The following is an 11,719-nucleotide window of genomic DNA, read 5'->3' as shown; positions in this document are numbered from 1 at the left end:
CCTTTCTCGGGCCGTTCGACCGGTGTGATCGAAATCGCTTCGCTTGATCCTTTCTGTTGGGCCATTCGAGTGAACGAGAGGGCTCCTTCGCCGGTTTTCCGGCTTCGGGTCACCCCTGCACGGCCAGCACCAGCGGCAGCACCGCGCTCGCCCCCGCCCGGCGCAGCAGCCGGGCGGCCACGGTGACCGTCCACCCCGAGTCGACGAGGTCGTCCACCAGCAGCACCGGCCCACCGGCGGCTGCCACCGCCTGCTCGACCTCCGGTGGCAGGACCAGCGCGCCGGCCAGCGAGTGCAGCCGCTGAGCGCTGTTGCTGCGGGCGCCGTGCGGGGGCAGCCCGCCGGCGTACTCGATCCGGCCGAGCAGCGGCAGCCGCCCGATCTCGGCGATCCGCGTGCCCAGGCTGCCGACCAGCCGGGGCCTGGCCGAGGAGGCCATCGTCACCACGCCGACCGGCCGGTCCAGCCGGGCCCCCTCCGTGGTCGCGGGCCCGGCCCAACCGCCCGGACCGCGGGCCCAGTCGGCGAGCACCGCCACCAGGGCGTCCACCGCCTCGCCGGGCACCGGCACGTCCGGCGCCTGCTCGGCGAGCAGGGTGCGCAGCCGGTTGCCCCAGCCGATGTCGGACAGCCGGCCGAGCGCACGGCCGGTCTCCGCCTGCTCGCCCGCCGGGATCCGGCCCTTGAGCGGCACCCCGAGCGCGTCCATCCCGGTCGGCCAGAGCCGTCGGGGCTCGAAGCTCACGCCCGGGCGGCCGAGCGCGGCCCGGGCGGCGGCCAGCGCTTCGGCGGAGACGTCCGGGGTGTGCAGCGGCCCCGCGCAGTTGTCGCACCGGCCGCACGGCGCGGCCTCCTCGTCGTCCAGCTGGCGGCGCAGGAACTCCATCCGGCAGCCGGTGCCCGCCGCATAGTCGCGCATCGCCCGCTGCTCCGCCTCCCGGGAGGCGGCGACCTTGGCGTAGCGGGCGGTGTCGTACTCCCAGCTCTGGCCGGTGGCCGTCCAGCCGCCCTTGACCCGGCGGACGGCGCCGTCCACGTCGAGCACCTTGAGCATGGTCTCCAGCCGGGCCCGGCGCAGGTCCACCCGGGGCTCCAGAGCGGCGGTGGAGAGCGGCCGGCCGGCCTCGGCCAGCGCGTCGATGGTGCGGCGCACCTGATCCTCCGGGGGGAAGGCCAGCGAGGCGAAGTAGCGCCAGATCGCCTCGTCCTCGCGCCCGGGCAGCAGCAACACCTCGGCCCGGTCCACTCCGCGCCCGGCCCGGCCGACCTGCTGGTAGTAGGCGATCGGCGAGCTGGGCGAGCCGAGGTGCACCACGAAGCCGAGGTCGGGCTTGTCGAAGCCCATGCCGAGCGCGGAGGTGGCGACCAGCGCCTTGACCCGGTTGGCCAGCAGGTCGGCCTCGGCGGTGCGGCGCTCGGCGTCCTCGGTGCGGCCGGAGTAGGAGGCCACCGGGAAGCCACGTTCGCGCAGGAAGGCCGTCACCTCCTCGGCGGCGGCCACCGTCAGGGTGTAGACGATGCCCGAGCCGGGGAGCCGGTCGAGGTGGTCGGCCAGCCAGGCGAGGCGGTGCGCCGGGTCGGGCAGGGAGAGCACGCCCAGGGTGAGGCTCTCCCGGTCGAGCGGCCCGCGCAGCACCAGGGCGTGCTCGTCGGTGGTACCGGTGCCGAGCTGCTCGGCTACGTCCGCGGTGACCCGGGCGTTGGCGGTGGCGGTGGTGGCCAGCACCGGGACGCCGGGCGGCAGGTCCGCGAGCATGGTGCGCAGCCGGCGGTAGTCGGGGCGGAAGTCGTGCCCCCAGTCCGAGATGCAGTGGGCCTCGTCGACCACAAGCAGGCCGGTGGAGGCGGCGAGCTCGGGCAGCACCTGGTCGCGGAAGTCCGGGTTGTTCAGCCGCTCGGGGCTGACCAGCAGGATGTCGACCTTCCCGTCGGCGACCTCCTCCTGGATCGCGGTCCACTCGTCGGTGTTGGCCGAGTTGATCGTGCGGGCCTGGATGCCGGCCCGGCCAGCCGACTCGACCTGGTTGCGCATCAGGGCGAGCAGCGGTGAGACGATCACCGTCGGCCCGGCGCCGCGGGCCCGGAGCAGGGCGGTGGCGATGAAGTAGACGGCGGACTTCCCCCAGCCGGTGCGCTGGACGACCAGGGCGCGGCGGTGGTCGACCACGAGGGCCTCGATGGCCGTCCACTGGTCCTCGCGCAGGGTGGCTCCGGGGCCGGCGAGCTCGCGCAGGACGGCCTCGGCCCGCGCCCGGACCTCGGCGCGGTCGGCGGTGGCGGTGGTGTGGATGTCGGGCTGCTGCATGGCGTCCATGTAACCCCGTACCGCCGACAAGCGACGAATGCCGGGGAGCGGAGACGGGGGAAGGCGGGGTGTATTTCATCCGCTGATCCGCTGAACGGCGGTCAAAATCCACTCGCGGGAGGGAGTGTCGCCTGCTCCGAATGAGTGAGGGAAAATTCGGGGGCGGAGTTATCCACAGGAAAAAAGTCGGTTCCGACATCGTTCGCGGATTGCGTCCACTCTTGCGGCCATGAACGCGATGAACAACGAACACGTCATTCTGTCCCTCGGACCGGCCTCCGACCACCGGCAGGTCGTCATGCGCGGCCCGGCCGACATGGCCGAGCTGCTTCCGTACTTCCTGGGCTTCTACCCCGACGACAGCATCGTCGCGGTGGGGCTCCACGGCCCCGGCCTGCACCAGGGCGGGGTGATCCGGGCGGACCTGCCGCGGTCGCCCGCGCAGTGGCCGGCCGCGGCGGAGGAGACGGCCGCCCTGCTGGTCGCCCTCTCCGAGCGGCACGGCGCCCGGCCGCTCCAGGTGCTCCTCTACCTCTGCCAGGACCGCGGTACGGCCCACGCCCCGCCGGTGGTGGACGGGCTGCGGCCGCTGGCGGAGGTCCTCCGGGCGGCCTTCGGGCGCCGGGGCGTGGCCGTCAAGGAGGCGCTGTGCGTCTCGGACGGCCGCTGGTGGTCCTTCCTCTGCCGCGGCGACGGGTGCTGCGACGCGGCGGGCAATCCGGTGCGGCGCAGCCCGGAGCCCGGTCCGGCGGCCGCCGCCGCGACGGTGGCCGGCCTGGTGCCGCGCGGCAGCCGCAAGGCCATCATCGGCGGGCTGGACCCGGTCGGTCCGCCGGCGGACGCCGCCCAGCGCGAGGCGCTCGCCCGGGCCGAGGCCGTGGACGCCCTCGCCAGGGAGCAGCGCCTCGCCCTGCTCGACCAGGCCTTCGCCGAGTTCCGGGCCGGAGCCAGGGAACTCGACGCGGACCGGACGGCCCAGCTGCTGCTCGCCCTGCGGGACCGCCTGGTGCGGGACCGCGGCGTCGAGTACGCCAGGCCCGACGAACTGGCCCCGGCCGAGCGGCTCTGGCGCTTCCTCGCCCGGAGGGCCGTGCCGCCGTACGAGGGCTGTGCGGTGGCCCCGCTCACCCTGCTGGCCTGGACGTCCTGGGTCGCCGGGGACACGGCGACGGCCCGGGTCGTGCTCGGGCACGTCCTGCGGCTCGCCCCGGGCTACCTGCTGGCCGAGCTGCTCTACGAGTCGCTCAACGACGGCATGACGCCCCAGGGGCTGCTGGCCGCCGTCGAGGCCCAGCGCCGGCGGCGCGAGGAGCCCGGGGACGCCACGGTCCCGGGCGAGGAGCCGCGGCCTCCGGCGGGCGGAGCGCCGAACGCCGAGGTGCCGCCGCCCGCCCAGGGGGCGCCCCTCCGCGACGACGCGGGTCCCGGGCCCGCCGCCCCGGGCGCCGGCGAGGCCCCCGGTGAGCGGCCCGGGCGGTCGGCCGGCGCGCGGCGGCACCGGCGTGGCGGTCGCCGGAAGGGCTCGTCCACGGCGTCGGTACCGACGGATCCGGGTCAGGGCGCCCCGGACGGCTCGGGAGGCCCGGAGCCGGACGGCGGTGGTGCCGGGGCGGTCGCCCTGCTGTCGGCGCCCGGACGGGCCGTGGCGCCCGGGCACGCCAGGGTGGCCGGGGAGCGGTTCGCCCGGGGCCTGCGGCTCGGCCGGGCGGCGGCCTGCGTGCCCGCCGCCGCCCGGACCGGCCACCACCGCTGCCGGGGCGTCCGGCGGGCGGCGGGAGGAGGCCACCGTGCGCACTGAGCCGCTCCGCGCCGCGGCGCCGGCCCGAGGGCCGCTACGCCTCGCCGTGCGCCATCTTGATCAGGCGGTCCAGCACCGTGCCGCCGCTCATCCGAAGGCCGTCGTGCTCCCACTCGTTGGTGATCCAGGTCCGCAGGCCGCGCACCGCGCGGGCGGTCTCCAGCGAGTCGGCGGTGTCCACGTACATGTCGTCGTGGTACACGGCCGCCACGACCGGCACGGTGTTGGTGGCCAGCCGCACCCGGTCGTACAGGTCGGGCCAGTCGGTGCGGGCGGCGAGCAGGTCCGCGGTCTCCTTCAGCGGGCGCAGCGCCGGGTCGGTGTCGAACATCCAGGGGTAGATCATCTCCCCGGTGAACAGCACCGGCGCGTCGGACTCCAGCGCGGCCCGGGCGTCGAACTGCGGGAACTCCTTGCGGACCCGCTCGGCCGCCCAGGCGGTGCCGCCCTGGTCCACCGACCGCTGGCCGTAGATCGACTCGTGCAGCACCGCGTAGAGCGGGCCGCCCGCGAAGGAGAGCTGCGCCTGGGCGCCGGCCAGGAAGGTGTCGGAGAGCTCGGGCCCGGCCGCGCCCTCCACCCAGGCCTCCTCCAACAGGTAGTGCAGCGTGCCGGAGCCGCTGCCGCCGCCGAGCAGCATGCCGAGCGCCTGGAACGCCTCGACGGTGAGCAGTCCGCCGTCAGGCAGGGTCGCGGGGGAGTCGGCGAGGTGGGCCGCGATCCGGCGCACCGCCTGGACGTCCTGCGGGAACCGGGCGTAGTGGCCCTCGTTCTTGCCGACCACCCGCGGGTAGGCGGCGCGGTAGACGTCGTCGGCCGAGCTGCCGAGGCCGGAGAGGCCACCGGTGATGAAGGCCTCGGTCAGGCCCTCGGGGGCGATGGAGAGGTAGGTGAGGGTGCAGAAGCCGCCGAAGCTCTGGCCCAGCACGCTCCAGCGCCGGTCGGCGCCGAGCAGCCGCTCGCGGATCAGCTCGGCGTCCCGGACGATCGAGTCCGCGCGGAAGTGGGCCAGGTAGTCCGCCTGCTCCTGCGGACCACCGCGCCGGGCGAGGGTCTGCCGCGTCGCGGGGGTGGACCGCCCGGTGCCGCGCTGGTCGAGCAGGAGCACCCGGTAGTCGTCCAGGGCGCGCTCCAGCCAGGAGTCCCGGCCGAGCGGCCGGGCGGCCTTGCCGCCCGGCCCGCCCTGGAGGTAGACCAGCCAGGGCAGGTCGGCCCGCTCGCGGCCTGCGGCGACCACCTCGCGGGCGTACACCTCGATCTGCTCGCCCTGCGGGGCGGCGTGGTCGAGCGGCAGCTGGAACACGTGGTCGGTCGTGACAATCCCGGGCAGCCGGCTGATGGTGGACATGCAACTCCTCGGTCTCTGCTGGTCACAGCGATGGCGTCGCGGTTCACGGGGTCACCGGGTGCGGGGGCCGCGACCCCCGCACCGTATCCTGGCGGCGGTCGAGCACCGGTTCGACCGCCCCGTCCGTCCGACCGGTCGGCCGACCCCGGCCGACGACCGCCCCGAGCGGGCCCGACGGCGGCCCGCAAGACGAGTGCCGGCCCCGGATCGCGGACGGTGACGCGCCCGCGCCGAGGCCCCGGTGACGTTCCGACGGAAGCTGTACGGCCGCCCGGCAGAACTGTCCCGACCAGCGGCGCAGCGGCGGGGCGTGACCTGGTGGCGGTGCGCGGCGTTCACTCCGGGGGTCTCCGCCCGGTTCGGGCGGGCCGATCACCGGGCGGTGCGGACCAGAGCGCCCGGACACCGGCAGCCGTCGGCGGCCGCGTGCGGCACCATGACCGGTGGCCACCAGGGGGCCGAGCGTCACGGCGGGTGCGGGCCGCGGGGGAAGGGCGTCACCGGCCGACCGGGCCGCCGGACCTGACGGCGTGCCGGGCCACGGCGAGGGGCCCCGGGAACGAAGGCGCGGCGCGCCGGTACCGGCCCGGTACCGAGCACCGCATGGCACGACCCGTCACCGGGTACGGCCAGAAACGGCACACCCGCCGACGGGACGGCCCCGCCGGCCCGGCATCATCAGCACGCGATCGAGCATGCTCGCGGCCCACCGGCCTGACCCGGCCACCGGACCGCCGAGGGGAGGAGAGTCCGGTGACCGCCATGAGGCCACCACAGGCCATGCCGGCCGAGAGCGTGGTCGGCGCGCCGCCCAGGCCGGTGGGCCGCCACGACCAGGCCCCGGCAGCCGGGCCCGCGGGCGCACCGCTCGGCCCGGGCCGAGCCGCGGCCCCGCCGCGGCCGCAGCCGCCCGCCGTCCACCACGCGGTGATCTGCGTCAACGCCCCGGCGATGGCCGCCTCCGGCCCCGACGGCCAGCTGCGCGGCCACGGCCTGCACGGCTTCTACCGCAACGGCGTCCGGGTGCTCGCCCGGATGGAGCTGCGGCTGGGCGGCATGGAGCCGCTGCCGCTCCAGGGCACTCTGACCAGCACCGCCCAGGCCCGCTTCCTCGGCGCCGTCCGCATCCCCGGCGACCTCGACCCGGATCCGGCACTCACCGTCGAGCGGCTGCGGCACGCGGACGGCGTGGAGACCGTGGTCGTGCGCAACACCGGTCCCCGGCCCGCCCGGCTGCCACTGGAGATAGCCCTCGGCACCGACCTCGGCCCGGTCGCCGAGATCGCGGCCGGGCACCGCCAGCCCGACCTGCCGGGGCAGGTGCAGTCCGCCGGACTGCGCTGGACGGGCCCGGTGCACAGCGCCGTGGTCAGCGCCCAGCCCTCCCCGCACGCCGTCCTGGCCGGCGCCGGCGTGCTCCGCTGGGACCTGGAGGTCCAGCCGGGCGCCCGCTGGTCGGTCGAGCTGCACACCGAGCTGGAGACCGCCGCCGGCGGCCCGCGCCCGCCGGGCGGCCGCGGCACCGGCGCGCCACTGCCCTGGTCCGAGCCGGAGGTCCGCAGCGACGACACCCGGGCCGCCCCACTGGTCTCCCGCTCGCTGGACGCCCTCGGCGGGCTGCTGTTCGCCGACCCGGACCGCCCGACCGACCTCTACCCGGCCTCCGGAGCGCCCTGGCGCTTCGGCCTCGCCCCGGCCGACGCGCTCTGGGCCGCCCGGCTGACCCTGCCGCTCGGCACCCGGCTGGCGGCCGGCACCCTCCGGGCGCTGGCCCGCCGTCAGCAGCTCGCCCCCGCCCCGGGCCGCACCGAGGGCCTGCTGCCCGGCGCCCTGCGCCACGGCGGTCCCGAGCTGCCACCCACCTGCACGGCCACCGAGGCCACCCTGCTGTTCGTCACCGTGCTGGCCGAGGCCTGGCGCTGGGGCCTGCCCCCGGCCGAGGTCGCCGAGCTGCTGCCGACCGCCGAGCGGGCCCTGGCCGCCCTGCGGGAGGGTCTGGTCGACGGCTTCGTCACCGACCTGAGCCGCCCGGCAGAGGAGCGTTCCGCCCACCCGGTCGCCGCCCGCGCCGAGGTCCAGGCGCAGGCCCACCGCGCCGCCCTGCACGGGGCCGAGCTGCTGGAGGCCTTCGGCCGACCGGGCGCCGAGGACTGGCGCGGCTGGGCCGCCGCGCTGCGTCGGCGCTTCCGCGAGCGGTTCTGGGTCGACGACCTCTCCGGCGGCCGCCCCGCGGCCGGGCTGGCCCCGGGCGGCCAGCCGCTGCCCGCCGTCGCCTCCTCCCTGGTGCACCTGCTGGACACCGGGCTCGCCGTCGACGGCGGCCGGCACGAGAGCCTGCTGGACCGCGAGCAGACCCGGCTGCTCGCCCAGCGCCTGGTCGCGCCGGAGCTGGACAGCGGCTGGGGCCTGCGCACCCTGAGCGCCAAGTCCCTCCGCTTCAACCCGCTGGGCCACCGCGGCGGCGCGGTGCGGGTCCACGAGACGGCGCTGGCGGTCGCCGGACTGGCCGAGGCCGGTCACGAGAACGAGGCCGGCACCCTGCTGGAGGGCCTGCTCGCCGCGAGCGCCCACTTCGAGGGGCGCCTGCCGGAGATGTACGCGGGGGAGCAGCGCACCCCCGGCTGCCCGCCGGTGCCGCACCCGGCCGCCTGCCGTCCGGCGGCGGTCTCCGCGGCCGGTGCCGTGCACGCGGTGTTCGCCCTCGCCGGGGTCCGGCCCGACGTCCCGGGCGGCCGGGTGCTGGTCCGCCCGGCCAGCACCGCACCGCTCGGCGAGCTGGAGCTGACCGGTCTGCGGGTGGCGGGCGAGCCCTTCTCCGTCCGGGTGAGCCGGATCGGCGTGGCGATGGTGGAGGAGGCGTCCGAGGACCTGCAACTCGTCGCCCGCTGAGCCCGCCGCGGCCCGCCACCGCCCGTCCGGGCCCGGCGCCGGTGACACCGGGTCACCGGCACCGGTCCCGTCCGCTCCCGGCCTGGCGCGGCCCGTATACGAACCGCGCCGGGTCGGGCGGGGGCCACCGGCCAGGAGCGGCCACGCACGGGCCTGTGCTTATCGTCAGAGAGACGACTATGATCGTCGCCATGTCGCGCTACGATCCGTCGGCCTTCCCCCCGTTCGCTGTCACGGTTGACCTCGTGGTGCTGACGGTGCGCGACCACTCGCTCTGCGCCCTGCTGGTCAGACGAGGCGAGCCGCCGTTCCAGGGGTACTGGGCGCTGCCCGGCGGCTTCGTCCGCCCGGACGAGGGCTTGGCCGAGGCCGCCTCCCGTGAGCTGGCCGAGGAGACCGGCCTGCGCGCCCACACCGCCCCCGGCCAGGACGCGGTCGGCCCCGGCGCGGCCGGCGCCCACCTCGAGCAGCTCGCCACCTACGGCCACCCGCAGCGCGACCCCCGGATGCGCGTGGTCAGCGTCGCCTACCTGGTGCTCGCCCCCGACCTGCCGACGCCCCGGGCCGGCGGCGACGCCAGCGGCGCCCGCTGGGCCCCGGTCGGCGAACTCCTCGGGGAGAACCCGGCCGACGGCGTCCCGCTCGCCTTCGACCACGGCCTGATCCTCGCCGACGGTGTGGAACGCGCCCGCTCCAAGATCGAGTACTCCTCCCTCGCCACCGCCTTCTGCCCGACCGAGTTCACCGTCGGCGAGCTGCGCCGGGTCTACGAGGCGGTCTGGGGCGTGGTGCTGGACCCGCGGAACTTCCACCGCAAGGTCACCGGTACCCCCGGCTTCCTGCTGCCCTCGGGCGGCACGACGACCCGTCAGGGCGGTCGCCCGGCCCAGCTGTTCACCGCCGGCGGTGCGACCGTCCTCAACCCGCCCATGCTCCGCCCGGAGTCCTGACCCCCTCGGGCCCTGTGCCCGGTCCTGTCCCCAGCCCTCCGCCAAGCCCTGTGCCCGGTCCGCCCGGACCGGGTACCGACCCGCCGTTGCGCGGTACCGGGCAGCCGAATGGCCTGGTCTGGCTGCGGACCCGGGGGCGTCGGCGCAGAGTGTCGGTGGACGCTCCGACCGCCTGGGCCGGAGGCCTCCGGCCCAGGGAGTCCCGCGATGGCCATCAAGGACTGCGCCAACCAGCGAATCCTCATCGAGGGGCTGGCGGCGGACTACCGGAGCCTGGACAGGACCACCACCGCAACGGAGAAGGAACTGGCCGAGCTGCAGGCCGAGCACGCGGCGCCCGAGTCGATCGCCGCCGTCGAGGAACGGCTGGCCGCCGAGCGGGAGCGGTTGGGCGAGATCGTGGTCGAGGGCCAGGCCGCCGTCGACGACTTCCACGCGGAATGCGGCGGTGAGCAGCTCCCGCCACCGCCCTGGCCTTCCCGGTAGGAGCCGCACCCCTCATCGGACACGGAGCCCCGCCCGTCCGGCACCACCGAGACCACCGGAGCTGCCGAAGTCACCGAAGCAACCGACTCCTCCGGGACCCGGAACGGACCGGTCGACCGTGAATCGCAGGATCGGATTGTCCCCTGATCGGGTGAGGTGGGCAGCCGGTGGGCCCGTGCCGTTCCCGTAATGCCCGGAATAGCCGTCGCCGCCCCCTAATGTGCTGGCGCGGAGCCGCGCGGGTGCATGCCCGCCCGTCAGGGGTGCTCCGCGTCGAACAGCTCGGCCGAGGGCACGGGAGCAGCCAGCGATGATCCAGATCACCGGACTGACCAAGGTCTACCGCAAGGGCGCTCCGCCCGCAGTGCTCGACCTGACCTTCGACGCCCGGCCCGGCACGGTGACCGCGCTGCTCGGCGCCGAGGGGGCGGGCAAGTCCACCGCCCTGCGGCTGATGCTCGAACTCGAACGCGGCCAGGGCGTCACGCTCTTCGACGGCCGCCGCTACCGTCGGCTGCGCCACCCCGAGCGCGAGGTGGGGGTGCTGCTGCCCGGCACCGGGGAGGCCGCGGTGGCCGGACATCCGGGCCGCAAGGCGCGCAGCCACCTGCGGATGCTCGCCGCGGCCGTCGGCGTCCCGGCCCGGCGGGCCGACGAACTGCTGGAGCAGACCCGGCTGGCCGCCGTCGCCGGGCAGCGGCTGCGCACCTTCTCGCCCGGCATGCACCGCCGCCTGGCCCTGGCCGCCGCCCTGCTCGGCGACCCCGGCGCGCTGCTGCTGGACGGGCCCGCCGACGGTCTGTCACCGCGCAACGTCGAGTGGTTCCACTCCTTCCTGCGCTCCTTCGGGGCCGCCGGCGGAACGGTCCTGGTGACCACCCGCACGCCGCAGGAGGCCTCGCAGCTCGCGGACCGGGTGGTCACCCTGGACCGCGGTCGACTGGTGGCCGACCAGCCGGTCGCGGAGTTCCGGCGGACCAGGCTCAGCCCCGAAGTGGCCGTCCGGGGGCCGCAGATGGCACGGCTGGCGGACCTGCTGGTCAGCCAGGGCGCGGACGTCCGACGGGACGGCAGCGTGGGCCTCGCGGTGGCCGGCATCGACCGCACCGAGATCGGCGAACTCGCCTACCGCCACGGGATCCTGTTGCACGAGTTGGCGGACCGGGTGGTCGAGCAGCCGGCGCCGCGGGTCGTCCTGCCGGCCGGCTCGGGCCGCTCCGGCCACCTCCGCCTCCACCCGGAACCCGGGGCGGGGCCGAGCCCGGAGCCGGCCGAGCAACCGAACCCGGAACCGGACCCGGCACTGAACCCGGAACCGAAGTCGGAGCCAGGCCCGCAGTCGGCCGCGGAGCGGATCCCCGAACCGGCCGCCGAGCCCACCCCGGTCGGAGCCGTGACGACTCCGGCCGAACCGGCCACCGTCTCCGCCCCCGAAGCCTCCGTCCCCGAAGCCACCGCCTCCGTCCCCCGTGCCGCCACCGCCCCGAAGCGCAACGCCCCCCGCCGCCGGGAGGACGGCTCCCTGCCCACCCGCGCCCTGCCCGCCGTGGCAATCGCCGCCGCGCTCCCCGCCGCCGCGCTCCCCGTCCTCGGTTCGGCGGGCCGCCGCCCCGGGCCCGTCGGCCGTCGCCCGGAGCCGACCGCGGAGGCCGGGTCCGACGCCCCCGCCAGGCCCGCCCCCGCGCCCACCGTCGCCGTCGACCGGCTCTTCCGCGACGACCCGGCCCCGGCCCTGCCGCATCCGCCCGCCCGGGTCCGGCCGCCGGGCCGCCGGGTGAGCGCCGACGACCTGCTCACCGACGACACCGTCCGCCTCCGTCGCCCCGTCTCGGGCACGGGCGCCGTACGGGTCTCCACCGCCCAGCCCCCCGCCGCCCCCACGGCCCCCGCCATCCCCGCAGCCCCCGCCCCCGCCAACCCCGACGACCACCGGAGCGAGTGAA

General features: G+C 76.8%; 7 protein-coding genes. 5 read left to right on the top strand and 2 right to left on the bottom strand.

The window, feature by feature from the left end:
- Positions 1-109: 109 nt before the first annotated feature.
- On the bottom strand, positions 110-2,305 hold the full coding sequence (locus ACFCY1_RS25865; RefSeq protein ID WP_375876187.1) for a RecQ family ATP-dependent DNA helicase: 2,196 nt from the start codon (positions 2,303-2,305) through the stop codon (positions 110-112).
- A 229-nt stretch (positions 2,306-2,534) separates the two neighbouring features.
- Here ACFCY1_RS25865 and ACFCY1_RS25860 point away from each other — a divergent pair, with 229 nt between their 5' ends.
- Complete coding sequence (locus ACFCY1_RS25860) at positions 2,535-4,103, top strand: DUF4192 family protein (protein WP_375876186.1); 1,569 nt, start codon at positions 2,535-2,537, stop codon at positions 4,101-4,103.
- 34 nt (positions 4,104-4,137) lie between these two features.
- On the opposite strand, the gene ACFCY1_RS25855 is transcribed toward ACFCY1_RS25860, so the two are convergent.
- Positions 4,138-5,451, bottom strand: coding sequence for an alpha/beta fold hydrolase (locus ACFCY1_RS25855; protein WP_049660525.1), 1,314 nt, complete (start codon positions 5,449-5,451; stop codon positions 4,138-4,140).
- A 762-nt stretch (positions 5,452-6,213) separates the two neighbouring features.
- Here ACFCY1_RS25855 and ACFCY1_RS25850 point away from each other — a divergent pair.
- From ACFCY1_RS25850 to ACFCY1_RS25835, 4 genes are all read left to right on the top strand, one after another.
- Positions 6,214-8,340: a glycogen debranching N-terminal domain-containing protein gene (locus ACFCY1_RS25850; RefSeq protein WP_375876204.1), complete on the top strand. Its 2,127-nt coding sequence runs from the start codon at positions 6,214-6,216 to the stop codon at positions 8,338-8,340.
- 191 nt (positions 8,341-8,531) lie between these two features.
- Complete coding sequence (locus tag ACFCY1_RS25845) at positions 8,532-9,290, top strand: NUDIX domain-containing protein (protein WP_049659772.1); 759 nt, start codon at positions 8,532-8,534, stop codon at positions 9,288-9,290.
- Positions 9,291-9,497: 207 nt separating this feature from the next.
- Entirely contained in the window at positions 9,498-9,776 is a 279-nt protein-coding gene (locus tag ACFCY1_RS25840; protein WP_375876185.1) for a hypothetical protein, read from the top strand.
- A gap of 310 nt (positions 9,777-10,086) precedes the next feature.
- Positions 10,087-11,718 (top strand): ATP-binding cassette domain-containing protein, encoded by a 1,632-nt coding sequence (locus tag ACFCY1_RS25835; RefSeq protein WP_375876184.1) that lies wholly within the window; start codon positions 10,087-10,089, stop codon positions 11,716-11,718.
- Position 11,719: the final 1 nt, after the last annotated feature.

The sequence above is a fragment of the Kitasatospora sp. NPDC056273 genome, from assembly GCF_042268845.1.
In the GTDB taxonomy this organism is placed as follows: Bacteria; Actinomycetota; Actinomycetes; order Streptomycetales; family Streptomycetaceae; genus Kitasatospora.
Note: the sequence above shows the minus strand (reverse complement) of the source record. Positions and strands in the feature narration are given on the sequence as shown.

Coding starts and splice junctions, on each gene's coding strand:
- ACFCY1_RS25865 (WP_375876187.1), bottom strand. CDS start 2,305: ATGCAGCAGCCCGACATCCACACCACCGCCACCGCCGACCGCGCCGAG.
- ACFCY1_RS25860 (WP_375876186.1), top strand. CDS start 2,535: ATGAACGCGATGAACAACGAACACGTCATTCTGTCCCTCGGACCGGCC.
- ACFCY1_RS25855 (WP_049660525.1), bottom strand. CDS start 5,451: ATGTCCACCATCAGCCGGCTGCCCGGGATTGTCACGACCGACCACGTG.
- ACFCY1_RS25850 (WP_375876204.1), top strand. CDS start 6,214: ATGAGGCCACCACAGGCCATGCCGGCCGAGAGCGTGGTCGGCGCGCCG.
- ACFCY1_RS25845 (WP_049659772.1), top strand. CDS start 8,532: ATGTCGCGCTACGATCCGTCGGCCTTCCCCCCGTTCGCTGTCACGGTT.
- ACFCY1_RS25840 (WP_375876185.1), top strand. CDS start 9,498: ATGGCCATCAAGGACTGCGCCAACCAGCGAATCCTCATCGAGGGGCTG.
- ACFCY1_RS25835 (WP_375876184.1), top strand. CDS start 10,087: ATGATCCAGATCACCGGACTGACCAAGGTCTACCGCAAGGGCGCTCCG.